Source organism: Thiomonas sp. FB-Cd (assembly GCF_000733775.1).
Classification (GTDB): domain Bacteria; phylum Pseudomonadota; class Gammaproteobacteria; order Burkholderiales; family Burkholderiaceae_C; genus Thiomonas_A.
Genome location: NZ_JPOE01000002.1, coordinates 2,679,490 through 2,703,200 on the forward strand (window position 1 = coordinate 2,679,490; position 23,711 = coordinate 2,703,200).

Consider the following 23,711-nt stretch of genomic DNA (forward strand, 5'->3'; position numbering starts at 1 on the left):
TCGGAGATGTGACGGCGCTAGAACATCACAAGGGTTCAGCGCCTTCGTTGAGGATGTCCAGATAGTGCGTGTAGCCAAACACGCGCTCGCGCTTGCGACCAGTCACTTCGCGAACGATGCCAAGAGTTTCCAGGGACTCAACGGCCCGAGCGACGGTGGGATAGGCCGCACCCGTGCGCTCGACGATGGTGCCGATGCTGCTCAGGGGTCGCGCACGCAACGCGTCGAACACGCGTAACGCGCTCGCAGCGGCCCGACCGAGGTCCTGCACACGAGCAGCATCGTCGCGAAACAGAGCCAGCAGCCGGTGCGCGGTCTCGACGGCTTGGCCAGCGGTCTGTGCCACGCCATCCAGGAAGAAGTCCAGCCACGACTCCCAGTCGCCGGACGTGCGTACGAGGCCCAGCAAGCGGTAATACTCCTCGCGATGCTGCTTGAAAAACAGCGACAGGTACAGCAGCGGCTGTCGCAGGACGTTGGACTCGAACAGAATCAAGGCGATCAGCAGACGTCCAACCCGCCCGTTGCCGTCGAGAAACGGGTGGATGGTTTCGAACTGCACATGCGCCAAAGCCGCCCGTACCAGCGTAGGCAAGCCGTCATCGTCGGCATGGAGGAAGACCTCGAGCTGGGCCATGCATGCTTCGACGAGGTTGGGTGGCGGGGGCACGAACAGCGCGTTGCCCGGCCGGGTTCCGCCGATCCAATTCTGGCTGCGACGGAATTCGCCTGGCTGCTTGTCCGCCCCTCGGCCCCGCGCCAGCAGCTTTTCATGCACCTCGCGGATCAGCCGATTGGACAGCGGAAAGCCACCGCGAAGGCGCGTCAGGCCATGCTCGAGTGCCACCACATAGTTGGAAACCTCGACCACGTCGTCCAGAGGGACGCCCGGCACATCCTCCAGCTCGAACAGCAGCAGGTCGGACAGCGACGACTGTGTTCCTTCGATCTGGCTGGAGAGCACGGCCTCGCGGCGCACATAGGTGTACAGGAAGAGGTCCGGATCAGGCAACATCGCCGCGATGCCGTCAAGCCGGCCGCAGGCCAGCAGCGCGGCTTCGAGTCGCTTCTGTCGCTGCCCGGTCAGATCCAGCGGCGGGACCGGCGGCAACGGTGTCGGGATGAAGGCGCGTACGACCTCGCCCGCGGTGCTTGCGACCTCAAATCGTCCCGTCTCTCCGCGTTGCATGGTTGTTCTCACGAGTGAACATAGCCACGTCCACTATTAACGTTTGGCCACGATAGTGATGATAAATCTCTGCGCACAGTGAAGCCCTCAGCGCCGGACCATCGGCTGTATCTCTTCCAGGAGTCAGGCGCAAAGCCCTGCCATATATCGAAGACGACAGCACTGGCAGGCTCCGCGTCGACAACGACACCGAAGGTCAAACATGTGAACTTTTGATTTATGCTAATCTTAACCAAATGGCGGCATTGATCGGCATAATGCACCGCAGTGCGGCGTCAAGGACGCCCATGCAGCGCAGCAGAAACTTCACTAACCTATTGTTTATAGACGATTTACACCGAAAAACGCCAAATGCTGGCACTCGGCATCATCATTCTCATAACCCGAAGGTCGCAAGTTCAAATCTTGCCCCCGCAACCAAGATTTCTTTAATAAAGCCAAGCACTTAGCGGTGCCTGGCTTTTTTGTTGCCCGCTGCTTTTGGGGCCATGGCCTATCGTTGGCCCAAACTTGGCCCGACTCTAGCCCACTGATTGTTCGATCAATCGATCAAGATGACCTTCGCTTCGCCGAAGGCTTTGGCCCATCAGCCGCAGGAGCTGATGCTTCTAGGTAGGCATCCAAGGCGAGCCGCACGACATCCGAGCGCGATGGAATTTTTCCCATCTCCGGCAGCAGATCAATACGCTTCTTGTCCAACAGCTCCATCAGGCCGGGAGGCAATCGCACATTGATCTGCAGTCTGTCCATTTGATCTCTTCTCACAAGTGTGGCGAAAGCATAACAGCGTCTACACAAAAGACGTTGACATGATCCGCTATTTGTCTACACTGTAGTCATTCGCACTTCGCGATGCTAAGACAGGAGGATCACCATGAGCTTGACTTATTTAACAACGGACGAACTCTCCGGGCGTATCAAGTATGACGCCCGAACGATTCGCGAGCGCCTGAAAGATGCTGTACTTCTCGAGGGGACCCATTACATCCGCCCATTTGGCGGGCGCAAGATCCTTTACATCTGGGAGCGAATCGAAAGCGACATGCGATCGAATTCGACCCTCGAAATCCCGATGGCAAATGGCGGTGTCTGCCATGGGTAGCATTCGAAAGCTACAGGCGACCGGGAAGCTTTTTCTCGACTTCCGCTATCACGGAGGTCGGTGCAGGGAATACACCGTTCTCGACGACACCGCCAACAACCGCAAGAAGCTTGAGCGCCTACTCCAACGCATCGAGCGCGACATCCAACTCGGCCGCTTCGAATACGCGGCCTATTTCCCCAATAGCCGGGCATTGACGGCAACACCCAAGCCTCCGGCTTCGCTGGCAGCAGGAGTGGCCCGCGCTTTGGCCTCTGTGGAGCCGGTCGCAGCACGCCACGCACCCACCCCCACGTTTGCCGATTTCGCCCAGCAATGGATGCAGGAAAATGCCGTGCAATGGCGCCGCTCCTATCAGCGCACGGTGGCCGACATCGTCGCCGTGCACCTTGCTCCGCCTTTTCAGGAGCGGGAGGTCGGAAGCCTCTCGCGCGAAGAACTTCTTGCCTTTCGGTCGAAACTCGCCAAAGTACCCGGCCGAACCAAGCAAACCCTCTCACCACGCCGGATCAACGCCATCATGAATGTGATGCACGCCATCCTGAACGAAGCCTCCGACCGTTATAAGTTTACGTCGCCCTACTACAACATCAAACCCCTGAAGATCGGCAAGAGCGATGTGCAGCCCTTCACCCTGGAGGAAGTGCGCTCGCTTATCCAGAGCGTGCGCGAGGACTTCCGCGACTACTACACCGTGCGTTTTTTCACAGGGCTGCGCACTGGCGAGATCGACGGACTGAAGTGGAAGTACGTGGACTTTTCCCGCCGGCTGATCCTGGTGCGCGAGACCATCGTGGCCGGTGAACCCGACGAAGCCACCAAAACGATTGAGTCCAACCGCGAGGTGCAGATGAGCCAAGTGGTGTTCGACGCCCTGCAGCGGCAATTTCAGCGCACGGGGCCGCTCAAGCTCTGGGTCTTCTGCAATAGCGAAGGCCAGCCACTCGACCACAACAACGTGACCAAGCGGGTCTGGTATCCAATCCTGCGCTTTCTTGGCTTGGATCCCAGGCGACCGTACCAATCACGGCATACGGCGGCCACGCTGTGGCTAGCGGCCGGCGAGAACCCGGAATGGATCGCCCGGCAGATGGGACATACCTCGACCGAAATGCTGTTCAAGGTCTACAGCCGCTATGTGCCCAACCTCACCCGGCGCGATGGCTCGGCCTTCGAGCGGCTGCTGGCTTCAACGCTCGGGACGCACCCCGCCACACAGCCAAACCCCAATACCGAGGAGGCCGACCATGTCTGATTCCACACTGCCCCACCCTCTGGGTCTGTCCATGCTGCCGCAGATCTTCCGCCTCACCAGCCTGCAGACCCGCGTTGACAATCGTGGGGAGGCCACGCTCACCGCACATCTGTTTCACGAGCGCGCCCAACTCAAGGTGCGTTGGACGGCACGCACGGTTGATGCGCGGCTGCAAGCCGGCCTGCTCGTGGGTCCCCGCTGGACAGGGCCTGCCAGCAGCCTCGATGGTTGCCTGCGCATTGCGCGGCTAGCCATCCTGGATCGACCTGTCGCGACGCTGTCCCTTTTTGACACCGTTCCCCCTGGCTGGGTGCGCGAACGCAGCCTGGTCCAGCGTGCGGCTGCCCTGATTGCCGAATTGCCGGCGTCGTACCAACGCTTGTTCCATGCCGTACTCTGGGAGGAGAATCGATTTTGGGGTTTCTGTACTGGGCCGTCCTCCATGCATGGTCACCACAACGGCACGAGCGGCAATTTGCGGCACACGGTGGAAGTCGCCGAGCAGGTACGCGCGCTGTGTGCTGAGCGCCTGTATGTGCACCGCGACCTCGCGGTGCTGTCGGCGTTGCTACATGATTGTGGCAAAGCGGTGGAATACCGGCTCAAGCCTGATGGGAGCTGGGGGCTGTCCGATCGTGGGCGGCTGCTCGGCCACCGGGTCACGGCCATCGAGTGGATTGCGGCGGCCATGGCCCGCTGGGCGATTCGACTGCCTCACGGCCATGCGCAGGTGTTGCTGCACAACCTGAGTGCCGTGGCCCATGCCCCCAGATGGATGGGGTTGCGCGAGCCGCAGACGCCGGAGGCGGAAATCCTGTCTTTGGCCGATCGCCTCTCGGGCACGGACGATCTGATGCAGCGCTGCCTGCCTGATGCAGGAGGCTGGGGGCACTATCACCGTCATCTGGGACGGCAGCCGTTTCGGGTAGCGGCCACCCAGGCCGCTGCTGAAATGTCTTGACCCATGGTCTCAGGCTGCGCCTCTTTCCCTTTTTTCCTCTTTCCGGCAATCGGAGGGCCTATGCATTGGACGTTGATCGTCGTTTTCCTGTTGGTGATGGCTGCGATCCTGGCGCTGGTGGGTCGCGATGCTCGCCAAACGATCTGGCGTGAGATCTGGGCCACGGCCTTGCACGATTGGCATGCCTTCCTGCGCCTGTTCGGGCGCGGGCGTAACTAGCCCGCTGCTAGGATCGCCCCATGCATTGATCGCGCTTTCCTCTCGTCATGACGTGCTGGGCCGGTGCCAGGCCCGCGCACGTCCTCACAAACTCGACGAAAGGAAGTCTCATGCATCCCGATTTATACGCTGCAGCGCTGCAGCTTCTCCAGGAAGGCGCGGTCATCATTGAAATGACCGCCGCACCGTCCACGTATCGCATCGCCTTGGGCCACGACAGCGTGCCCATTCCAGGCCATGTGGTGCAGCAGTTGGTGGCGCACCGCAAGATTCACGCGGTCTGCCAAGTCTCAGGCAAACGAAGGTTTGTGCTGCGCTGAGATTGCTCAAGAAAACTTGGCGCTACCCACGAGGCGACGGGTAGCGTCGGGTTTCAAGACGCGCGGTTTGGGCATCGCCGCTGCATGCACAGGCCGACGAACGCCGTCGCAAGACCCAGAGGGGCTTATTCCTCGCCTTTGATCTCCGATATCAAGCGGGGACCGTTGCGAGCGAACCGAGCGTAGACGGCGACGCCGATCACACCCACCATGGCGATGAGCACTTCTGTCGCGAGTGAAATCTCATAAATCCATCGACCGAGGTTCATGGGGCACCACAAGGTTCTGAAAGGGGCATCCAATGTTAAAGCTACGCTGAATAAACCCCGGCAAAGAACCCGCTCGGGTTGATGACGGATCGATTTCGACTCAATACGCTGTCGGGTGGCGATGAACGGCAGCATGACACGCGAAGAAGCCCGCAAGTGCTTCTCAATCGCCTGTGCGGCGATGAACGATTTCCGCAAGAAGGTGAGCGACTTCGCCTCCTTCTCAATCGCCTGTGCGGCGATGAACCCTTCGATCTGCAGCACATCCCAATCCAGAATCTTCTCAATCGCCTGTGCGGCGATGAACTACTACTGGCTCCAGCACGGCTGCAACCGCATCTTCTCAATCGCCTGTGCGGCGATGAACCGCATCAAGCCCCAGCCGCAGCGCGTCTACGTCTTCTCAATCGCCTGTGCGGCGATGAACCCTGACTTCGGCCTTCTGGCCCATGCGGGAGTCTTCTCAATCGCCTGTGCGGCGATGAACCCCAGTGACCCACATGCAGCCCTGAATCTGCGCTTCTCAATCGCCTGTGCGGCGATGAACATTTCGCCTCTCTCGTCATCACCCGGGTTTCTCTTCTCAATCGCCTGTGCGGCGATGAACATGCAGATCGGAGCCGCGACCGTTGGCGTCGACTTCTCAATCGCCTGTGCGGCGATGAACCCCTGCGTCGGTGAGGCCGTATCTACACCACGCTTCTCAATCGCCTGTGCGGCGATGAACAAAGCCCTTGATGACCGGCCTGCTCACGCACCCTTCTCAATCGCCTGTGCGGCGATGAACGTCGCAAGCAAGCTCGGGAGTGCGGGAATTTTCTTCTCAATCGCCTGTGCGGCGATGAACGGTCCCACTCGCGCCACAGACAATCTCCGCAGCTTCTCAATCGCCTGTGCGGCGATGAACAGGGTCTTGGTGTTCCCGGCCCGGATGGTGATCTTCTCAATCGCCTGTGCGGCGATGAACGCGCCCACGGGAATACAGGCTTGATCCTGCGCCTTCTCAATCGCCTGTGCGGCGATGAACTCTGCCAGCCCTCTGGCACCTGCGCGGGTTGCCTTCTCAATCGCCTGTGCGGCGATGAACTCATGTTGCAAAGGTAGTCGCAAGCAAGCTCGCTTCTCAATCGCCTGTGCGGCGATGAACATCGACCCGAATGACAAACGCCGGATCGTGATCTTCTCAATCGCCTGTGCGGCGATGAACCTGCGGCGGCTGTGATCTGGGCAGCCATTCATCTTCTCAATCGCCTGTGCGGCGATGAACTTGAGGTTCGGCACCACCTGGATAAGCATGTTCTTCTCAATCGCCTGTGCGGCGATGAACGCTTCTTGGCGGCATGCGAGGCCTTCGCTGACCTTCTCAATCGCCTGTGCGGCGATGAACGCCCTGCTGTGGCGGAATGGTTCCGGCTGGCCCTTCTCAATCGCCTGTGCGGCGATGAACAGACCGGATTCGACCGCGCCCGGCGGGCAGCTCTTCTCAATCGCCTGTGCGGCGATGAACGCACGGCGGAAGTTATGGCACCCGCTGCTGTGCTTCTCAATCGCCTGTGCGGCGATGAACGGTGGCGAAGTCGCCGGCTGTTTCGACCTGGTCTTCTCAATCGCCTGTGCGGCGATGAACTCCTGCATCTCGGCCCACGCTTGGTCTTCAATCTTCTCAATCGCCTGTGCGGCGATGAACGCCTGGTGCTCATTCCCGGTATCGCAGAAGATCTTCTCAATCGCCTGTGCGGCGATGAACGCGCTCAAGGCATCCGTGGCATTCCCGGCCTCCTTCTCAATCGCCTGTGCGGCGATGAACCGGCGCTGGCGTTTCTTGTCATCTTCCTGCTCCTTCTCAATCGCCTGTGCGGCGATGAACATCGAGGATGATTTCGAGAGCTTCGTCAAAGTTCTTCTCAATCGCCTGTGCGGCGATGAACTACATCTTGCGTCAATGGCGCGCGCTGGCATTCTTCTCAATCGCCTGTGCGGCGATGAACGCATAGAGCACAGAATTCGTGCCGCACTCCAACTTCTCAATCGCCTGTGCGGCGATGAACGTGCCCCCCGAATGGTTGACCTGTCCCACGATCTTCTCAATCGCCTGTGCGGCGATGAACTGCAGGGTGCCGGCGCCGATGGTTACATTGGACTTCTCAATCGCCTGTGCGGCGATGAACGGTCCCCGAGGCGGTGATCTGGCCAATGATCACTTCTCAATCGCCTGTGCGGCGATGAACGCGCAGCAGTGGGTCCACGATGCGCAGGCCCGCTTCTCAATCGCCTGTGCGGCGATGAACGCGGTCTGCCGGCTTCGTTGCCGATCCATCGTCTTCTCAATCGCCTGTGCGGCGATGAACGCGGCGCGAGGCCGCCAGCGGGCGTACGGGGGCTTCTCAATCGCCTGTGCGGCGATGAACGGGTTCGCGTCTCGGCTGTTTGAGGGTGGGGTCTTCTCAATCGCCTGTGCGGCGATGAACTTTTGGTTTGCGCAAGGTGTCGGAATTCAAGTCTTCTCAATCGCCTGTGCGGCGATGAACGGCAGGGGCTCGTGGACCTTGTTTCACGCAGCCTTCTCAATCGCCTGTGCGGCGATGAACAAGCAGGGCGACCCGATCCCCGCCTCCCGACTCTTCTCAATCGCCTGTGCGGCGATGAACGTGTTGAGGCAGATCAGGCGGCCGATTTTTTTCTTCTCAATCGCCTGTGCGGCGATGAACGTAGCGGCTGCGCTTGCCCTCCTTGTGTCTTCCTTCTCAATCGCCTGTGCGGCGATGAACCATTCGTGGCACCGCGAGACGAATTGCGGGGACTTCTCAATCGCCTGTGCGGCGATGAACGTGCAGCGTGACGAAGCCGTCTGGTTCCTCTTCTTCTCAATCGCCTGTGCGGCGATGAACTGGTCGATTTCTATACGGCGGCGTGTCCTAGTCTTCTCAATCGCCTGTGCGGCGATGAACGTTCGCCATCGACGTCAAACGCGCCCGCGCTCCTTCTCAATCGCCTGTGCGGCGATGAACTTCAGGGAATTTGCGGGTGCGGTGTCGCGGGTCTTCTCAATCGCCTGTGCGGCGATGAACGGAATCCCCCCCAAACGAGGGGGCCATCCCAGCTTCTCAATCGCCTGTGCGGCGATGAACTTCTCGCTCAGGCGCGTCAAGGTGAAGGTGATCTTCTCAATCGCCTGTGCGGCGATGAACGCATTGAATTTGCGATCCAGCACGAACCCGTTCTTCTCAATCGCCTGTGCGGCGATGAACGGATCGCGATTTTTGCCGATGGCGACCTGTCGCTTCTCAATCGCCTGTGCGGCGATGAACCAGAACGCGGCGCTTGGCCGGTTGTCCGATACCTTCTCAATCGCCTGTGCGGCGATGAACACATGATCGCCTATCCAGATGCGATGGTTCTGCTTCTCAATCGCCTGTGCGGCGATGAACCCCTTGAGCAAGCAAATCGCCGCGGCCTTCAACTTCTCAATCGCCTGTGCGGCGATGAACCCATCCTTGCCGGTCAGCTCAACCTTGCTCGGCTTCTCAATCGCCTGTGCGGCGATGAACGATCCGCCAGCGTCTTGGACTGCGCCTGGTCGCTTCTCAATCGCCTGTGCGGCGATGAACAGCATGGGGGGCGGTCATCGTCCGACCAGTAGCTTCTCAATCGCCTGTGCGGCGATGAACTCAGCGTGTCCGGCGCCTCCGGATCCCATGTTCTTCTCAATCGCCTGTGCGGCGATGAACATCTACGACAAGAACGGCGAGCCGGACAAGTCCTTCTCAATCGCCTGTGCGGCGATGAACTTTACGCGCCTCCGCCGTTGAGCAAGCCACCGCTTCTCAATCGCCTGTGCGGCGATGAACCCGGCCCCGTCGCCACACCCGGCACCAACGGACTTCTCAATCGCCTGTGCGGCGATGAACCGGTCAGTAAGCCCGGCGACGTTTGGCTGCTTCTTCTCAATCGCCTGTGCGGCGATGAACCTAGCGGCGCATGCGCAGAAGATCGGCGATGCCTTCTCAATCGCCTGTGCGGCGATGAACGATTCGCAAGCTGCTGATCAATGTCCCGCCGGCTTCTCAATCGCCTGTGCGGCGATGAACACGGCGATGCCGAAGATGCCCACTGCAAGCCACTTCTCAATCGCCTGTGCGGCGATGAACCTGGCGTGGCATCAGACATGCCGCGAGCTGCTCTTCTCAATCGCCTGTGCGGCGATGAACGCGTGCAACCGTCGGGCGCTCTCGTGGTATCCCTTCTCAATCGCCTGTGCGGCGATGAACAAGGCCCAGGCGCTGAAGGTCGGCTTCATGGACTTCTCAATCGCCTGTGCGGCGATGAACTAGCGTGTCAGGTTCAATGCGGATCGTGCGCACTTCTCAATCGCCTGTGCGGCGATGAACAGCCCACATTCAAGCAGCTGGTTAAGGATGGACTTCTCAATCGCCTGTGCGGCGATGAACGCTGTGTCGGTTCACGGCACCATGCCATTCGTCTTCTCAATCGCCTGTGCGGCGATGAACTCACAACTGCAGAACTTCGCGGGACGTCCGAGCTTCTCAATCGCCTGTGCGGCGATGAACGGCGGTGCGAACCGGGCGAGGTGTTCGGCATGCTTCTCAATCGCCTGTGCGGCGATGAACAAAGCCGAGCTAACCCCCCGTCTCTGTAACACCTTCTCAATCGCCTGTGCGGCGATGAACGCTCGGCGGCTGCTTTCCATGCGGTGCCTGCGCTTCTCAATCGCCTGTGCGGCGATGAACGTTGGCATCAAGTACGACACCGTGATCGCCAACTTCTCAATCGCCTGTGCGGCGATGAACGTTTCCCGTACTCCTCGAACTCAGCTTGCATTCTTCTCAATCGCCTGTGCGGCGATGAACCGCTGCCCATTCCGGGGAATGCGTGCATTTCGCTTCTCAATCGCCTGTGCGGCGATGAACCGTGCATCTAAATTGTAAAAGATCGATGAATCAGCACCTTAGGCACTATGTGCACAAAAAACGATCAATTACTGACCTCTCCTGCAAGTCCCTGTTTCTTCTTAATTTTTTCAGGAAGCTCGGAAATGAAGGTCATGACATGATCGAGCACGTCGTGTTTGAGAGCAAGCTCGATGACCTGCGCACGGAAGACGCCATCCTTGACCCCTCCGGAGCCACACCTGAACGCTGCGGGCATGACAAGCCAGTCCTTGAAGAGATCCGCTACATCGAACACGAGCGCGCCGCGGCGCGTCTTTCCATGCAGGACCGGAAGGAAATAGGGGATACCCATGCCGTGCAGGGCCACCGCGGCATAACCGTATGCAAGATAGTTTCCATGATCCAGGAAGCTGTTCACCCGCTGCCTTGGTGTTTCCTTCTGCTTCGCCCCTGGCTCTCGCGCGAAGTCCTGCACCCCAAAGGCAAGCGCCAAGAGCCGGTACAGCTCCTTCGCGAAGCGAGCCTCAGCAGATAGCAGCTCTGTAGTCGTCGTGCAGCGATCCAGGCTGGATGCGAATTCATCAAAGATGCGGTTTGGTACCTGCATGCCGAGCTTCTGGTACATGACCTCCCCTAACGCGGCGCGGTGCCTCAGAAACATCCGGCCCATCTCGACGCGCATCGCCTCATCCACCCACAGGGTGAACCAGCGCTGCGCATGCACGGGCGGGCGATATTCGTCCTGCGGCAACAGGAAAGCCAGGTCGATTTCGGCAAACAGCGGCGATCCACCGGATCCACAAAACCCCACGACGACATTCGACTCCGCGAGCTTGCGTGCCGCCGCATCCGTGATCGATGTGCCCTTCCCCAGCAAGACAAAGGCCGTATTCTTGTCCGGGATCGACACGAACTGGTCGATCCCGTCCTTGCTCTCGGTCAGGTAGACGACGCGTTCGTCCTTTTGCATGACGCGAACGTGCTCAAGATAGAACACGTTCGCGCGCTTGGAAATCATGACGGCCTGAGGCCGCCGCTCTTCGCGCGGCATGGTCAAACGACCGGCAACGCCACGGTCTGCGTTGCGCGGGACAAACCGTAGCCGTTGGGGTTTCCCTGTTGATCCGGATCTGCCGCGATGCGCTCGACAACCAGTTTGAACTTATGTCCCGACGACGACCACACCCAAACGAAAGGCAGGTTCGCCTGTTGCGCAAGGCAGCGGACTTTAGCTTTTTGCTGCAACGCCTGCGCAACATCCAGAGGGATGTTGCGCCTCATCTTGGACACTCCTGATGGAATGCGGTGCATGCGGTAAGCCTCGAACAGGTTGGTTTGCGCTGCCGTTTTCACGCGCGACCCCAAGGCAATGTCGGCGACACCAGGCGTCGCCTCCAGTGCGTCATAGATGGCGTTGGCGCCGCTATCACCCGCAGTGAACACGCGCAGGGTTGGCCCCAGCGTGAAGCCTTCGCGCATCCATCCTGGAAACGCAACAGCAAATGCCACCTTGCTCTTTGCGCCGGCCCGATGCACGTCGCGCCACAGCGCGCCCATGCGATCCCAGGCCGGGATCTCCGGGTCGGGGCGCAGCGTCAAATCAAAATAGGTGCGGTAGGCCATGACCTCATGCTCCCTCAGAGAACACGCCGCCGCGCACGATCAATGCAATGAGGTAGGCCGCATCAGGGTTGAATGTCGCCGATGGAGCGATCTCATCAATCTTCGAGAGCAAGCCTTTCGCATTGACGGCCAGGGCATCGCGATACAGGGTGTTGTCGTCCAGGCTGGCGCCGTTGGGTTCGATCGGGATGATCTTGTCCGTGTAGCCTGGGTACCAGGTGTCGATGGTGCGAATGGCGTTGCCGATCTTCTGGTCGCGCAGCGCAGCGCGCCCCATGTCAATCATGTCCGCCATGAACTCACCGGCGTCTTCACCATTCTTGCTTGCCCCAGAAAGAATGGAAATCAGTTCTTTCCGAGAGATCATGTCCACCTTGTAAAGCGAGCGGGCGAACCCTTTGGGTTTGTTGGTGACCATGTTTTGCGATGGGAACACCTCCACTTCCCCGGTGAACCCGAATGCCACGCGTCCAACGACACTCAACGTTGGTGCGCCCGCTTCGCGAGACAAGAATCCAGATGCGATGACGTCCTGCGCAAGGGCCCTTTCGTCGTTGGTGTACTGGTCGAAATCTTTCCGGCGCGATCCGGCGCCGCTGTAGATTTTCCCGCTGGACTTGACCTCAGCCGAGACGGACACATCGCCCAGCATCAGGTTGCGCCAGAGCCAGCGCCCATTCAGAATGTTGCGGGCGTAACGCAGGCACACCTCATCGAACTCGGGAACGCCACGCACAAAAAAGCGATCGACAAAGCCCTTCACAGCAAGTCGGTAGGCTGGATCCGAGCAACCGAAGAGCAGCTTCTCCGCCGCAAGCGTGCGGTAGGCAAACTCAACTGCAAGCCCGACAGCGCTGGTTGCGGTTTTCGCGCTTTCGGTGCGCTGGATGTTGGCCGCATCGCCGTTCTTGGATGTGTTGTTAATGCCGCGGATGCCGTGCCGAACCACCTTGATCGGGACAAACCGCTCCGCATCGCCCGAGGAAACGATGCTCGACAGGGGCCCATCGCTCACGATCGTGCCGCGTTGAAATGACAAAACTTGAGGGATTTTGATGCTCATGATGAAACCTCCGTGAATGGAAAAACAATCAGATTGAAGAAGAACAGGCATCCGACAACGACACGCCGGGTCGATTGGTCACAAGGAATTGGTCCGCATCCCAGCCGTAGCGCCAAAGCGTGTCGAGGGAAATCGTGTCGCGCACCTGATGCATGGGCGTGTAGCGCAGCAACCCGATCATGTGCTCGGCAAAGGCATGGGGCAGCGCCTCTCTGGCGCCCTTTCTGTCCACAGGCGACTCGAGCAAGGCATAGCCGAGGTTGGCCGGGATCATCCACGGCGCGCTGCGCTGCGCCTGGAGCAAGGCGGCCATGGGATCACCAGGCCCCACAAGAAGATCCGAAGCATCGTCGATCCAGAAGCCACTGCGGACCCTTCGCAAGGCGGCCTTCATGTCATCGAAGCAGCGCACCCTCGTGTATCGCGCATCGATGACGCCGCCCGCAAACCGCATGGTCAGCAACGCGGTTTCAATCGCTGCAGGCTCGACTGCACGATCGCACGCCAGCAGGATGGTCCACTCCAGATCGGCAAGCGCCATCGGCTGCATCGGGTTTGCCGAGGGGTCTGACGCGCTGTCAAACAACACGGCACCGCGCCGCTGCACGATCGCGTTCTCAACGTAGCCCTTGTCTTCCAGGTGCTCGATCCAGGGCTGAGCGTTCTGATGAATGAGGCCAACACCCTGGATGTCGAGTCCACCGGGGATCCTTTTATCGAGAGCGTGCATGGCCATGATGGCCGCAAACACAGGCGCAGGCGACAGAATCGAGAGGTTTTGCAGCATGCTGGCCTTGCTTGCGCGCAAAGCAATGGTTGCGTAGTTCATGCGGACTCCAGGACGGTTTCGACGGCGCGGCTGATTCGCTCGCGGTCCACCGCTCCGAGCAGCGGCGTTTTGGTTTTCGCATCGAGCGCTCGGTGAAACAGCGCGTCTGTGATGGCTTGCGCCATGGCGGCGCGATACTCCGCACCAAAGCTGCCACGGACAATGCACAGATCCAGCGCAGCCGGTGGCTGATTGCGCTTGGCGCGAAGCAGGTCTTCGTCAATCGGAACCGCATCCTCACCATCCGGGTAGTCGACCTCGGAGACAAGTGACGACAACTCCGTCATCACGCTGTGCTGGCGACGGACGATGGCGGCAAGAGCGCCGCTGGCCTGCACGCGCACGGCGGTAACGCTGCTCGACTGTCCGATCGCCGCCGACTCCTGAAGTTGGGCGTGCTGGCCAGCGAACGCATCCATCTCGGATTTAAGGAAAGACACGCGCACCGGATTCGATACGAAAGACCACACGGCGCGCAAATCGACTTGCCGCTGCGGAGCGCTGAAATACAGTGGGTTTTGCACCACCCTGGCAGGGTGCAGGCTGACGTTGCGAACGATGGCGCCCCCCACAGGAAATGCCAGGCGGTCAAAGAGCTTCCGAGGCTTTTTGGGCTTCGTGTCTGCGCCCTTGGCTTCGGAGCCTTTGGATTTGCGCCCCTTCTTCTTGGGCTGCGAGGATTCGGGTGATGCCGCGCTCGACTGCTCTTGCAGAAACTGCGCCATCTCGGCGTCTGCGGCCGTGCTGGCAACGAGGGCACACCACCCACCCGCGGCCAGCGGGCTCACCGCAAGATAGCCATCCGCCGTCGGGAGGAGGATCTGCCGCAGGCGATGATCGACAACAGTGGGCCGACGTTGCGCCACTTGATCGGTTGCCCGCGCCACACCCGCCATGACCCCCGCAATCACCCGATCCGGGAGTCTCGCCTGCGCAACAAGAGCGTCCTGATTGATGATCTTGACGATGCGCTGATAAACGCCACTGTTATCGTTTTTAGACTGGTCCACGAGCAGTTTGATGCCGTGCGCGGCCAGCGATCTGCTGGAGACGTGCGGCTGCGCTGTGCGCGCCGTTGATGCAGGCATCGCTGCGCCGTCGACGTCCGAGTGAATGAGCTTGCCCGAAAAATGCGCGCCACAATCGAGAATCGACTCACATGCGATTGCTGCTGGATCGCACTCGCCCGTATCCATGCGGCGAGCCACTTCGGCGGCCAGCGCATCGGTGCACGCATCCAGGTAAGACCGAGCCGCCGCGTCGTCCCCCGGCGTCGGCGCAGGCGGAGCATGCCCGGCGAACCAGCCCTGCAGCGAAAAGAGCTTGAGAGCAAAGTCGATCTCGGGCGCATTCGCCGCGCAAACGGCGCAAAAGGGCCGCAGATCCACCGTTTTTTTGAGTTTTTCATCCGGGACCGGCGTCTCGCGCGCAGGACCGCCCTTGCACAACGCCATCAAGCCGGCAAAGTCCTTCTTGGTCTGTGCGAGTTGCTCGTGATCCATGATTGCTCCAGAAAAGTGGGTCGGGCTCAATGGGCGAGCCGTTCACCGCATCCTACGGCCGTGATTCGCTAAAGACAATCCCTTATCTTTTATTTTTTAATAACTTTTGCCATGTTGAACTCACATGAATTGCTCTATCATTCATGTCATGGAACACGACGACACCCTTTTCGTTCTCCGGAGAGCCTTCCTTTTTGGCGTGTGTCGGCGCGCGGATGTGAACCGCGCCTGTGGCACCGCGTTCTCTCCGAATCGCGCAACAGCCATCCTGCGCACGGCAGTCGCGCAGTGGCCGACGCTGCTCTACGCCGTCCCGCACCGAGGTGTGTATCCGCGTGCAGGAGTCGCCATTCCCGAAGAGGCCAGGGCCGACCGCATCCTGGCGCTGATGGCGCAGGGCGCAGACTCCAGAGTCACTGGGGTCTTCCAGGGCGACGGTGTCACCGTCCTTCAACCCAAGCCAAAGCCGGCGCGTGCGCTGCATGACGGCGCAACACAAATCGTTCTGGACGCCGCCCTGCATGAGAAGCCTGTGCGTATCCTCTATGTCGGACTGCGCCGCGGAGAGTCCGCCCGCTGGCGCCGCATCTGGCCACGCGCCATCGAATTCACAGGCTTGCACTGGCGCGTCCACGCGCAAGACATGGATGCTGCCGAGCAGGACTTCCCCATCAAGGTTTTCGTCCTGGCCCGTGTCATGGATGCGCAGCCGTTGTCCGCAAAGGACGCGCCGCCCGGCTTCAGGCCCAAAACCCTGGTAAGCCAGGAGCGTCTACTGCGGATCAGTCTTTCCGAGGATCTCACGCCCGATCAGGTCAAGGCCGTCCAGAACGACTTTGATGTGCGGGATGGAACGATGACCTGGCCCGATCATGCCTTGCATGAATTCAAGCGCGAGTTCACGCGCGAGCCCTCCAACCCAGGCGTCGTCTGGCCACTGATTTCTCGCGTGGAACTGCTGGAGTAGTCCGATGCACTGCGTGTTCATCTCCAATTGTGAGCAGCGCGCACTGCCCCGTACCCGCGCCCTCGTCGACCGCTATGCCCAGCGCATCGGGGATCGCGCCTGGGCCACGCGCATGACCGATGCCGGCCTGGAAGAACTGCGCCTGGCGCTACGGCGACGCGCGACCAGGCAGACCTCGATCGCGTGCTATCGAAGCGATGCAACGCTTGGCTTGCGCCTGCTCTGGATCGTGGGAAACAAATCGGCCTACGACAGCAACGGCTGGTTTGCCGCCTCAACACAACACAGAAAGAAAGGCTTCCCCATGCCGTTCCGACACGCCTGCCTGGTTGCGGAGCTGGCCGGCTACGCCCATGATTTCGGCAAAGCCAGCCAGCGCTTTCAGTCCAAACTCGCAGAAAGCACGCAGGGCGGCGCTGCGCAGGCCGATGTGATCCGGCATGAATGGTTGTCCGCCTGGCTGTTGTCCACCATCCTCAAACGGGACGACGGCGCGATGACGCCTTCGGCTTTGGCGCAGGCGTGGGGTGAGATGGCGAGAAAAGAGAACGCGAACGATGGGCCGGCGAACCCATGGCAGCCGCCAGTGCCCGAGTTGCTCATGAATGCGATGGACGCGGCGCTCTGGGGGGTCTGCACGCACCACGGCGCCATGGGCGGCGCGCTGGAGAACCCTCACGGGTTGACTGGCGATGCGCACATCCGCACGCGGCAAAGTGAGCACATCGATCTGTCGACGCGCTGGAAACACCTCGTTCTCGCGCAACCCGACTTCGCCAATGGGCCATCGCAGGATGCCAGGCGGTGGGTTGACCTTCTCTCCAGGATGGATCGCGTGCGCGGACGGTTGCAGGACATCGACCGCACGCCAGCCTATTGGGAGGGCGTCATGCTGGTGGCACGCGCGGCGCTGATTTTCGCCGATCACAAGGTGTCTTCGCGAACGTTTGATGGCGATCGCGAAGCGGGGATTTTGTACGCGAACACGAAAGCGACGCCCGTGGAGGCACCGAAGATCGGTTTACGCGGTGCGCGCAAACCCAAGAAGGACAAGAAAGAGCCGCCGCGCTTTCTCGACCAGCCGCTCTCCTGGCACCTCACCGAAGTGGGGTCGCATGCGGCGGCCAATGTGCGCATGTTCATTGGAGAAGACTTGCCAACAGTCGATCGCGATCTGGTGCAATCCGTTCTCGACTCGCGAGCCGAGCCCGGATCCCGATTCGCCTGGCAAGACCTGGCGATGGATCATGTGGCCGCGCTGCAAGGCGGCAAGCTCGTCTTCAACGTGGCCTCCACAGGGGCCGGCAAAACGCTCGCCAATCTGAAAATGGCCTTGGCCATGCGCCCGCAAGGCGCCCGGCTTGCCGTGGCGTTCAACTTGCGCAGCCTGACAACGCAGACCTTCGCAGCCTTCGGCAAATTCCTTGTCAACGAGCCCACATCCCGACGCGACTTCGCCTGCCTGCTGGGGGACCGTGGAGCCGTCGGAATGGACTTCTCCAGGGAAGACGAGGATGATGTCGACCACGAAGACCGGATCGATCTCGAAGGTGCGCAGAACCTCGACGTGCCCGACTGGCTGTCGCGCATCGCCACGCACACGTCTGGGGATGACAAGCTGGCCAAACTCATCGCCAGCCCTGTTCTCGTGTCGACGATGGACTGGATTGTGGCCAGCGGCGAGCCCGGGCAGCAGGATCGGCATGCCAAGGCACTGATCCGCGTCACCAGCAGCGATCTGATCCTTGACGAGGTTGACTCTTACGATGTGCGCGCCACGGTCGCCGTCATGCGCGTCGTCCAGGCTGCTGCGTCATTCGGCCGCAACGTGATCGTCTCCAGCGCGACGCTCAGCCCGAACCTGGCCCGCGGCATTGCACTGGCCTACGCGTCAGGACGTCGCGTGCACGACGCCCTGTTCGGCGCAAGCCCGTGGCACCTCGTGTTGACCAGCGACCAGTTTGAGCCAACCTCCATCCCTTGTCCCCATGTGGATGACGCTGACCGGTTCTACCGCACGACGATGCAGGCGATGGCGCGCGGTCTGTGCGCCTCGCCTGGCAGCATCACCAAGCGTTACCGGTTGGCAGGCGTCAACACCCGCGATGACTTCACCCCCACCATCCTGCGCGAAGCTTTGGCTTTGCATGACACGCACGCATTCACGCCGCCGGGCCTGGCGTGCCGGCTGTCGATCGGGCTCGTGCGCGTGGCCAACGTTGGCCCATGCATGGACATTGCCGAAGCCCTTCGCGCGGACGGAAGATTTGTCGTGACGGCGTACCACGCCAGGGATGTCGCGCAACGCCGGGCAATCAAAGAGCGGTGGCTCGACACGATCCTCTCGCGCGGCGATGACCAATGGGTTGACGCTCTCATCCAGGCATGCCCGTGGATCCAGAGCGCCGAAGGCGACGTGCGCCTGGTCGTGGTGGCCACACCAGTCGAGGAGGTTGGACGCGATCATGACTTTGACTGGGCCATCATCGAGCCCTCGAGCATGCATTCCATCATCCAGACCGCCGGACGGGTGAACCGGCACCGGCGCCTTCCCATCCAGGAAGGCATGGCCAACGTGGTCCTGCTCTCGCGCAATCTTCGCAGCTTCGACGGCAAGGACGTGGCCTTTACGCACCCTGGATTGGAGGTCATTGATGATCGCGCAGGGAGCTCGCATGCGTCGCATGACCTGACCGATTTGATGCGCCACGTCGGCGCCGTGGCGCCCACAGACGTCATGGATGCCGCGCTCGTGTTCGACGAGGGCGGGCGACAAACCCTGTTTTCGGCGTGCGATGAGCAAGCCATCGCATGGCAGGTTGCCCAAAGCATCCGCGTGATCGCGCGCGCCCCGGGGTTTGAAACGCACTTTCTGCTCAAGAAGTTTGAAACCCAATTCCCGTTACGGGACAGGGACACCCGCGTGCATTACATCCTCGATCTGGCCAGATGGACATTCCTCTTGGACGGCGCCTCGAGAACAGTCGCCGGCCCCGCCCGCGTTTTCCCCAATCCTCAAAACACATGGCTTTGCCCTGACATGGCCTCGCTTGCCGGACAGGAACTTCGGTTCAGTTTGCGTGCGCCGGTGAAGGAGGTTGATGTGCACTGGAATGGATTGGCAACGCCTGCATAGCGGTCAACGGCTCAGCTCTCTAGGCACCACCATCCCACGCTCATAAGGGGAAGGCGGGATCGGGCTTGCTGCCAGCCTTCGTCTTCCCCGCGCTGACGGGGATTGAATGGTTTTATATGCATTGTATATGTATCATTACGACAATGGACATTGCGTTCGACCCAGCCAACGCGCGCAGCACCTTTCGCAAGCACGGCGTGGGCTTCGCCCATGCCGAAGATGCCTTGCGCGACGGCATGGCGCTGACCTGCTGACCATCGAAGACCCGGATGCGCGCGGCGAGCGGCGGTTCATCACACTGGGAATGGACTCGCTCGGGCTCGTGGTGGTGCATACCTCGCGCGGAGATTCCGTGCGCATCATTTCGGCGCGCAAGGCCAGCCCCGGTGAAACGGAGAAATACCATGCGTGAGGATTACGATTTCAGCAAAGGCAAGCGCGGCGCGGTCATCGCCACGCCGGGCAAGAAGCGCATCACCATTTACCTTGATGCAGACGTGATCGATGCTTTCCAAAAGCAAGCCGAGCAGAAGGGGCTGGGCTACCAGACCCTCATCAACGCCGCACTGCGCGAGGCCGCCAGCAAGGAGCCGTTGACGCTGGATGCGCTGCGCCGGGTGATTCGCGAGGAATTGCACGCGGCGTAGGCGGAAAAATGGCGTGCCGTCTTCCTCGCGCTGACGTGGATTGAAGTTGAAAAGCCCTGAGAGGTATGTCGCGGTTCTGGTCTTCCTCGCACTGACAGGGATTGAAGAAGTCATTGATTTTGCTTGCGATAGTTTTTCCGGTCTTCCCCGCGCTGATGGGGATTGAAGATTTGTCTTGTTGTTGGTTTTCCCCGCCAGACGGGGGCTTGGGCCAATGGGTCGGTTGCTCCGACCGCGTCGGCTTTGTGGGCCTGGCCCAGAGTAAATCTGTCAGCTTAGCGAAGTGGATGGAGCAGTATTATTGCTCCGGCCCGGTGAAGTATTAAGCTGCGTAGCGAACATGCCGGTCCTGGAAGTAGCGCATCACACGCTGCGGGTTTTGTTCCAGCATCGCCATATGGTCGTTCGCAGCTTCGCGTAATTTGGCCTTGGTTCGCACCGGCACGTGTTTGCCCATTTCCTGTTTGAGATCGGCGTTGAGCCTCTCCTCAGGGTTAAGTTGGGGGCTGTAGCTTGGCAGGTAAAACAGCTCGATCTGAGCGTGATGCAAGGCCACCCAAGCCTTCACCAACTTGCTGTGATGCACCCTCAGGTTGTCCAGAATCAGGAATACCTTCTTGCCCGCATCCTTGATCAAGGCCTGCAAGAACTCAATCAACTTGTCGGCATCAAACGCCTCGTCGATGATCATCCAGCGGGTCTTGCCCTGGTTGGTCACCGTGGCGATCATCGAGAGCTTCTGGCGCGTGCCGCCCACCGCCATCGCCACCGGTGTTTTGCCCGCAGGGGCAAAGCTTCTGCCGCGCACGTCCGTGTTGACCAGCGCGGTTTCGTCTCCCCAGTGAATTTCCGCGCCCTGGCGCGCTGCAGGGTGGCGGGGTATTCGCCTTCCAGCCAAGCCTGCACCGCCGCGGGGCTTTGCTCATAGGCTCGCTTGATCGGCTTTTGCGGCGTAAAGCCCCAGCGGGTGAGGTACTTTCCAACGCTGCGCACCTGCAGTTTGATGTCGAACTCCTGTTCAATGAGCTGCATCACCGCAGCGCGGCTCCACAGGTGAAAGTCCATCTTGAGTTGCTCGGGACGTGTGTCCATGATCATGCGCTGGATCGTCTCTTCTTGCGCTTGACTGAGCACCCGACCGTCGCCTCTGGCGCGTCAGCGCCGAGTCGGCCGGATGGCGCTCCAGCCGCCAGCCTCGTACAAGTCAATGGCCGCTCGAACGGGCGGGTAACTCAGCCCCGTCATGTCCACGATTTGCATGATCTTGACGCCCCGCTTGTGCAACCTCACGACTTGCTTGCGCCGCTCATGAAGTTGCTCCAGTGTTTGCTTTCTTGCGTTTTCTTTTTCCATGGTCAATAGATCAAGAAGCTTGCAGAAAGTTCATATTTTATGGGGCCTTATCTATAGCGAAGTGAACAGGACTGTGGCGAGGGCGTCGCGACTCATTTCCCTTGATGATCTGTAATCGTTCGATTACACTCGCATCATGTTGATGGTAAAGCCGCTTCCACAATTCACCGCTTGGCTCGATGGCTTGACCGATGCGCATGGTGCGCGGCGTCGTGGTGGCGCGCATCAAGCGGTTGGAACTCGGGCTGCTGGGCGATGTGGAACCGGTCGGCGAGGGCGTCCACGAGCTGCGCATCCACGTTGGCGCGGGCTGGCGGGTGTACTTCACCCAGCGCGGCGGCCAGGTTATCGTCTTGCTGGCTGGGGGCTCCAAACGCACGCAGCAGAGCGACATCAAGCGTGCCAAGAAGTTGGCCGCGCAATTGGAGGATTGATCATGCCAGAACGCATCAAAGTCGCCGACCTGCCGACATTCGACGCGGCGCCGTATCTCGACAGCGAAGAAGCAGTTGCCGCCTTCCTGACCGACATTCTTGACGCCAACGACCCGGCGCTTCTTGCGGCCGCGCTGGGGGACATCGCCCGTGCTCGCGGCATGAGCGACATTGCCAAGGAAACGGGCATCGCACGCGAAGCGCTGTACAAAGCGCTGCGCCCCGGCGCGCATCCGCGCTTCGATACGATCAACCGCGTATGCGCGGCCCTAGGGGTGCGCTTGGTGGCGCAGCCCGTACATGATCACGCTTGAGACCATCACCCCAGCTTCGCCGCCAGCTTCTCAGCCTCGACATGGGTGTACCGCTTGAGCATGGCAAGCGACTTGTGCCCCGTCATGCTCGCGACTTCCATGATGCCAAGACCCTTTTCAAGAGCCTGGGCGTGGCTTCATGCCGCCGCGGCGTGGCGATGGGTCAGGTCGCCCACACCGGCAAGCAATCCCTCGACGGAGATGTCTTCGTCGAGTTCTTCCCAGTGCAGGCCGCGCGTGCTGATGGTGTAGCTGGCGCGTTGCGCGGTGGTGGCATGCAACAGGCGTGGGAACCAGGCCAACGGCACGCCTAGCACACGCCCATCGGAAAGCCGCACCTGCATGCTGTCGTCGTCGAAGGTGACGGATTGCGCCCTAACCAAAGTGTTCATCCCAGGTCCTTTCGATGTCGTTGACGTTGCTCTCGATCACCTGAACAAGCTCACGCAAGGTTTTGGCATCAAAGCCGTCGTTGTAAGCCACACACGCGGGGTGAAGCCAGAATTTCGCGTCAATGCCATCCTTGACAGCATGGATGTGAACTGGCTCGCGCGGGTTGCCTTCATTCGAGAAGAACAGGAAACGAAATCCCTTGTGGCGAAAAACAACTGGCATGGCGCGATGCTATCCCAACTTCGCCGCCAGCTTCTCGGCCTCGACATGGGTGTACCGCTTGAGCATGGACAGGGACTTGTGCCCCGTCAACCAACGTTGCTCGCGCACAGCTCGGGAATATAGGGGCCTTCATCGATCTCGGGCATGCAGAGATCATGCCCAGCGCCTTCAATTTCCACGCTGACAAAGCCTTGGGCGTGCGCCTGCCTGGTATGCGTCCGGCAAACCCATCTTTTCAGTGAAGGGCGGCTGAGCGAAGCTTGGGGTTTTGGGAGGCTGCATGCGATCAGACAAGCTCAGTGAGGAGAGGATTGGGGAGATTCTGGCGATCCTCGATGAACTCAAGGCCAGCGGTGGGCGTGCCGAGGTTTTTGCCCAAAGCCATGGCGTCAGCTACGGGCAGCTTCGGGGCTGACTGTCACACGCACCGCGCTGGCGGGCGCAGTTGGCAGGGCAGGAGGTGCCTGCGCGTGCGAGCGGGTTCGTGCAAGCCAGGCTCAGCCCGAGGTCTGGTGCGGTGGCCGCCGATGCGCTGCCGGCCCACGCGCGCATCACCTGCGTGGCTGGCGCTCGGCGGGCGCAGATCGACTGGCCTGTGGCCCATGCGGCGGAGTGCGCGCAGTGGCTGCGAGCCTGGCTGGGGTGAGCCATGCTGCGCATTGAGGCCGTCTGGCTGGCGGTGGGTGCCAGTGATCTGCGCGGCGGCATGGACAGCCTGCTGGGCCAGGTTGCGGCCCGGTTTGGCTCAGCGCAGCGGCACCACGCCTACGTGCTTGCCAACCGCAGCGCGACAAGGCTGAAGGTGCTGGTGTTTGATGGCGCGGGAATCTGGCTGTGCACACGCCGACTGCAAGAAGGCCGGTTCGTCTGGCCGCAGGACGATCGTGAGGCGCTGCACCTGAGCGAGCAGCAATGGCGCTGGCTGGTGGCCGGGCTGCCGTGGCAGCGGATGACGGCGCACGCCAGGGCAGCAGCCATTGCCGTGGTGTAGGCGCTGGCGGTT

At 60.7% G+C, this 23,711-nt stretch carries 24 protein-coding genes, 2 pseudogenes and 1 CRISPR repeat array; of the genes and pseudogenes, 14 read left to right on the forward strand and 12 right to left on the reverse strand.

The window, feature by feature from the left end; translation table 11 throughout:
* Positions 1-25 precede the first annotated feature (25 nt).
* Both CD04_RS0113015 and CD04_RS0113020 read right to left on the reverse strand, forming a co-directional pair.
* A complete protein-coding gene (locus CD04_RS0113015) occupies positions 26-1,189 on the reverse strand; it encodes a Fic family protein (RefSeq protein ID WP_031407416.1) in 1,164 nt (387 codons plus the stop codon).
* Between the two features lie 549 nt (positions 1,190-1,738).
* Positions 1,739-1,939, reverse strand: a complete 201-nt coding sequence (locus CD04_RS0113020) for a ribbon-helix-helix protein, CopG family (RefSeq protein ID WP_031407418.1) — start codon at positions 1,937-1,939, stop codon at positions 1,739-1,741.
* Between the two features lie 124 nt (positions 1,940-2,063).
* Here CD04_RS0113020 and CD04_RS0113025 point away from each other — a divergent pair, with 124 nt between their 5' ends.
* The 5 genes from CD04_RS0113025 to CD04_RS0113045 all read left to right on the forward strand — a co-directional run bounded on the left by CD04_RS0113025 (position 2,064) and on the right by CD04_RS0113045 (position 5,046).
* Positions 2,064-2,291 carry a hypothetical protein gene (locus CD04_RS0113025; protein ID WP_031407420.1) on the forward strand — a complete coding sequence of 76 codons (228 nt, stop codon included), beginning with the start codon at positions 2,064-2,066 and terminating at the stop codon, positions 2,289-2,291.
* Entirely contained in the window at positions 2,284-3,546 is a 1,263-nt protein-coding gene (locus tag CD04_RS0113030; protein ID WP_051849285.1) for a site-specific integrase, read from the forward strand. The genes CD04_RS0113025 and CD04_RS0113030 overlap by 8 nt, the downstream gene beginning before the upstream one ends.
* The gene (locus CD04_RS0113035) at positions 3,539-4,507 is read left to right on the forward strand and encodes an HD domain-containing protein (RefSeq protein WP_031407424.1); all 969 of its coding nucleotides are present in this window, start codon (positions 3,539-3,541) and stop codon (positions 4,505-4,507) included. The genes CD04_RS0113030 and CD04_RS0113035 overlap by 8 nt, the downstream gene beginning before the upstream one ends.
* Positions 4,508-4,567: 60 nt before the next feature.
* Complete coding sequence (locus tag CD04_RS23785; protein WP_154048451.1) at positions 4,568-4,726, forward strand: hypothetical protein; 159 nt, start codon at positions 4,568-4,570, stop codon at positions 4,724-4,726.
* 110 nt (positions 4,727-4,836) lie between these two features.
* Entirely contained in the window at positions 4,837-5,046 is a 210-nt protein-coding gene (locus CD04_RS0113045) for a hypothetical protein (protein ID WP_031407264.1), read from the forward strand.
* 125 nt (positions 5,047-5,171) lie between these two features.
* Here CD04_RS0113045 and CD04_RS23790 read toward each other — a convergent pair whose 3' ends face one another.
* The 6 genes from CD04_RS23790 to CD04_RS0113075 all read right to left on the reverse strand — a co-directional run bounded on the left by CD04_RS23790 (position 5,172) and on the right by CD04_RS0113075 (position 15,242).
* The gene (locus CD04_RS23790; RefSeq protein ID WP_156030265.1) at positions 5,172-5,315 is read right to left on the reverse strand and encodes a hypothetical protein; all 144 of its coding nucleotides are present in this window, start codon (positions 5,313-5,315) and stop codon (positions 5,172-5,174) included.
* 159 nt (positions 5,316-5,474) lie between these two features.
* Positions 5,475-10,243: a CRISPR direct-repeat array (repeat unit 28 nt; unit sequence CTTCTCAATCGCCTGTGCGGCGATGAAC).
* Positions 10,244-10,307: 64 nt separating this feature from the next.
* On the reverse strand, positions 10,308-11,243 hold the full coding sequence (cas1f, locus tag CD04_RS0113055) for a type I-F CRISPR-associated endonuclease Cas1f (RefSeq protein WP_197033101.1): 936 nt from the start codon (positions 11,241-11,243) through the stop codon (positions 10,308-10,310).
* Between the two features lie 35 nt (positions 11,244-11,278).
* Positions 11,279-11,848, reverse strand: a complete 570-nt coding sequence (cas6f, locus tag CD04_RS0113060; RefSeq protein ID WP_031407428.1) for a type I-F CRISPR-associated endoribonuclease Cas6/Csy4 — start codon at positions 11,846-11,848, stop codon at positions 11,279-11,281.
* 4 nt (positions 11,849-11,852) lie between these two features.
* Entirely contained in the window at positions 11,853-12,911 is a 1,059-nt protein-coding gene (csy3, locus tag CD04_RS21900; RefSeq protein WP_038167799.1) for a type I-F CRISPR-associated protein Csy3, read from the reverse strand.
* 28 nt (positions 12,912-12,939) lie between these two features.
* Positions 12,940-13,740: a hypothetical protein gene (locus CD04_RS0113070; protein WP_031407432.1), complete on the reverse strand. Its 801-nt coding sequence runs from the start codon at positions 13,738-13,740 to the stop codon at positions 12,940-12,942.
* The gene (locus CD04_RS0113075) at positions 13,737-15,242 is read right to left on the reverse strand and encodes a hypothetical protein (protein ID WP_031407434.1); all 1,506 of its coding nucleotides are present in this window, start codon (positions 15,240-15,242) and stop codon (positions 13,737-13,739) included. The genes CD04_RS0113070 and CD04_RS0113075 overlap by 4 nt, the downstream gene beginning before the upstream one ends.
* 148 nt (positions 15,243-15,390) lie before the next feature.
* Here CD04_RS0113075 and CD04_RS0113080 point away from each other — a divergent pair, with 148 nt between their 5' ends.
* The 4 genes from CD04_RS0113080 to CD04_RS24175 all read left to right on the forward strand — a co-directional run bounded on the left by CD04_RS0113080 (position 15,391) and on the right by CD04_RS24175 (position 19,992).
* Positions 15,391-16,209 carry a WYL domain-containing protein gene (locus CD04_RS0113080; protein ID WP_031407436.1) on the forward strand — a complete coding sequence of 273 codons (819 nt, stop codon included), beginning with the start codon at positions 15,391-15,393 and terminating at the stop codon, positions 16,207-16,209.
* A gap of 4 nt (positions 16,210-16,213) precedes the next feature.
* A complete protein-coding gene (locus CD04_RS0113085; RefSeq protein WP_031407438.1) occupies positions 16,214-19,345 on the forward strand; it encodes an HD domain-containing protein in 3,132 nt (1,043 codons plus the stop codon).
* Positions 19,346-19,643: 298 nt separating this feature from the next.
* Positions 19,644-19,757, forward strand: coding sequence for a hypothetical protein (locus CD04_RS24705; protein ID WP_369792832.1), 114 nt, complete (start codon positions 19,644-19,646; stop codon positions 19,755-19,757).
* A complete protein-coding gene (locus CD04_RS24175) occupies positions 19,750-19,992 on the forward strand; it encodes a BrnA antitoxin family protein (RefSeq protein WP_031407440.1) in 243 nt (80 codons plus the stop codon). The genes CD04_RS24705 and CD04_RS24175 overlap by 8 nt, the downstream gene beginning before the upstream one ends.
* Before the next feature lie 322 nt (positions 19,993-20,314).
* Here CD04_RS24175 and CD04_RS21910 read toward each other — a convergent pair.
* Positions 20,315-21,345, reverse strand: a pseudogene (locus CD04_RS21910) (IS630 family transposase).
* A 191-nt stretch (positions 21,346-21,536) separates the two neighbouring features.
* On the opposite strand from CD04_RS21910, the gene CD04_RS21915 reads away from it, so the two are divergent.
* Both CD04_RS21915 and CD04_RS0113110 read left to right on the forward strand, forming a co-directional pair.
* Positions 21,537-21,779, forward strand: a complete 243-nt coding sequence (locus tag CD04_RS21915; protein ID WP_231480581.1) for a type II toxin-antitoxin system RelE/ParE family toxin — start codon at positions 21,537-21,539, stop codon at positions 21,777-21,779.
* Positions 21,780-21,781: 2 nt separating this feature from the next.
* Positions 21,782-22,093 carry an addiction module antidote protein gene (locus CD04_RS0113110; protein ID WP_031407443.1) on the forward strand — a complete coding sequence of 104 codons (312 nt, stop codon included), beginning with the start codon at positions 21,782-21,784 and terminating at the stop codon, positions 22,091-22,093.
* 5 nt (positions 22,094-22,098) lie between these two features.
* Here the strand turns inward: CD04_RS0113110 and CD04_RS25280 are convergent.
* From CD04_RS25280 to CD04_RS0113125, 3 genes and pseudogenes are all read right to left on the reverse strand, one after another.
* A pseudogene (locus CD04_RS25280) lies at positions 22,099-22,238 on the reverse strand (tyrosine-type recombinase/integrase); the annotation flags it as partial.
* Positions 22,231-22,485 (reverse strand): DUF2442 domain-containing protein, encoded by a 255-nt coding sequence (locus CD04_RS0113120; protein WP_031407446.1) that lies wholly within the window; start codon positions 22,483-22,485, stop codon positions 22,231-22,233. The pseudogene CD04_RS25280 and the gene CD04_RS0113120, both read right to left, overlap by 8 nt.
* Positions 22,469-22,708 carry a DUF4160 domain-containing protein gene (locus CD04_RS0113125; protein ID WP_031407448.1) on the reverse strand — a complete coding sequence of 80 codons (240 nt, stop codon included), beginning with the start codon at positions 22,706-22,708 and terminating at the stop codon, positions 22,469-22,471. The genes CD04_RS0113120 and CD04_RS0113125 overlap by 17 nt, the downstream gene beginning before the upstream one ends.
* Positions 22,709-22,988: 280 nt before the next feature.
* Here CD04_RS0113125 and CD04_RS25050 point away from each other — a divergent pair, with 280 nt between their 5' ends.
* From CD04_RS25050 to tnpB, 3 genes are all read left to right on the forward strand, one after another.
* On the forward strand, positions 22,989-23,123 hold the full coding sequence (locus tag CD04_RS25050; RefSeq protein ID WP_255333620.1) for a hypothetical protein: 135 nt from the start codon (positions 22,989-22,991) through the stop codon (positions 23,121-23,123).
* A 69-nt stretch (positions 23,124-23,192) separates the two neighbouring features.
* Positions 23,193-23,354 (forward strand): hypothetical protein, encoded by a 162-nt coding sequence (locus tag CD04_RS24710; RefSeq protein ID WP_231480582.1) that lies wholly within the window; start codon positions 23,193-23,195, stop codon positions 23,352-23,354.
* Between the two features lie 3 nt (positions 23,355-23,357).
* Positions 23,358-23,699: an IS66 family insertion sequence element accessory protein TnpB gene (gene tnpB, locus CD04_RS0113140; RefSeq protein WP_031407450.1), complete on the forward strand. Its 342-nt coding sequence runs from the start codon at positions 23,358-23,360 to the stop codon at positions 23,697-23,699.
* Positions 23,700-23,711: the final 12 nt, after the last annotated feature.

Excerpts from the sequence above, each read along its gene's own strand:
- CD04_RS0113015 (WP_031407416.1), bottom strand. The coding sequence starts at position 1,189 with ATGCAACGCGGAGAGACGGGACGATTTGAGGTCGCAAGCACCGCGGGC.
- CD04_RS24175 (WP_031407440.1), top strand. The coding sequence starts at position 19,750 with ATGCGTGAGGATTACGATTTCAGCAAAGGCAAGCGCGGCGCGGTCATC.
- CD04_RS23790 (WP_156030265.1), bottom strand. The coding sequence starts at position 5,315 with ATGAACCTCGGTCGATGGATTTATGAGATTTCACTCGCGACAGAAGTG.
- CD04_RS23785 (WP_154048451.1), top strand. The coding sequence starts at position 4,568 with ATGCATTGGACGTTGATCGTCGTTTTCCTGTTGGTGATGGCTGCGATC.
- CD04_RS0113085 (WP_031407438.1), top strand. The coding sequence starts at position 16,214 with ATGCACTGCGTGTTCATCTCCAATTGTGAGCAGCGCGCACTGCCCCGT.
- CD04_RS0113120 (WP_031407446.1), bottom strand. The coding sequence starts at position 22,485 with ATGAACACTTTGGTTAGGGCGCAATCCGTCACCTTCGACGACGACAGC.
- CD04_RS0113075 (WP_031407434.1), bottom strand. The coding sequence starts at position 15,242 with ATGGATCACGAGCAACTCGCACAGACCAAGAAGGACTTTGCCGGCTTG.
- CD04_RS0113080 (WP_031407436.1), top strand. The coding sequence starts at position 15,391 with ATGGAACACGACGACACCCTTTTCGTTCTCCGGAGAGCCTTCCTTTTT.
- CD04_RS0113125 (WP_031407448.1), bottom strand. The coding sequence starts at position 22,708 with ATGCCAGTTGTTTTTCGCCACAAGGGATTTCGTTTCCTGTTCTTCTCG.
- CD04_RS0113070 (WP_031407432.1), bottom strand. The coding sequence starts at position 13,740 with ATGAACTACGCAACCATTGCTTTGCGCGCAAGCAAGGCCAGCATGCTG.
- CD04_RS25050 (WP_255333620.1), top strand. The coding sequence starts at position 22,989 with ATGCGATCAGACAAGCTCAGTGAGGAGAGGATTGGGGAGATTCTGGCG.
- CD04_RS21915 (WP_231480581.1), top strand. The coding sequence starts at position 21,537 with ATGCGCATGGTGCGCGGCGTCGTGGTGGCGCGCATCAAGCGGTTGGAA.
- cas6f (WP_031407428.1), bottom strand. The coding sequence starts at position 11,848 with ATGGCCTACCGCACCTATTTTGATTTGACGCTGCGCCCCGACCCGGAG.
- CD04_RS0113035 (WP_031407424.1), top strand. The coding sequence starts at position 3,539 with ATGTCTGATTCCACACTGCCCCACCCTCTGGGTCTGTCCATGCTGCCG.
- CD04_RS0113025 (WP_031407420.1), top strand. The coding sequence starts at position 2,064 with ATGAGCTTGACTTATTTAACAACGGACGAACTCTCCGGGCGTATCAAG.
- csy3 (WP_038167799.1), bottom strand. The coding sequence starts at position 12,911 with ATGAGCATCAAAATCCCTCAAGTTTTGTCATTTCAACGCGGCACGATC.
- tnpB (WP_031407450.1), top strand. The coding sequence starts at position 23,358 with ATGCTGCGCATTGAGGCCGTCTGGCTGGCGGTGGGTGCCAGTGATCTG.
- cas1f (WP_197033101.1), bottom strand. The coding sequence starts at position 11,243 with ATGATTTCCAAGCGCGCGAACGTGTTCTATCTTGAGCACGTTCGCGTC.
- CD04_RS0113030 (WP_051849285.1), top strand. The coding sequence starts at position 2,284 with ATGGGTAGCATTCGAAAGCTACAGGCGACCGGGAAGCTTTTTCTCGAC.
- CD04_RS0113110 (WP_031407443.1), top strand. The coding sequence starts at position 21,782 with ATGCCAGAACGCATCAAAGTCGCCGACCTGCCGACATTCGACGCGGCG.
- CD04_RS0113020 (WP_031407418.1), bottom strand. The coding sequence starts at position 1,939 with ATGGACAGACTGCAGATCAATGTGCGATTGCCTCCCGGCCTGATGGAG.
- CD04_RS0113045 (WP_031407264.1), top strand. The coding sequence starts at position 4,837 with ATGCATCCCGATTTATACGCTGCAGCGCTGCAGCTTCTCCAGGAAGGC.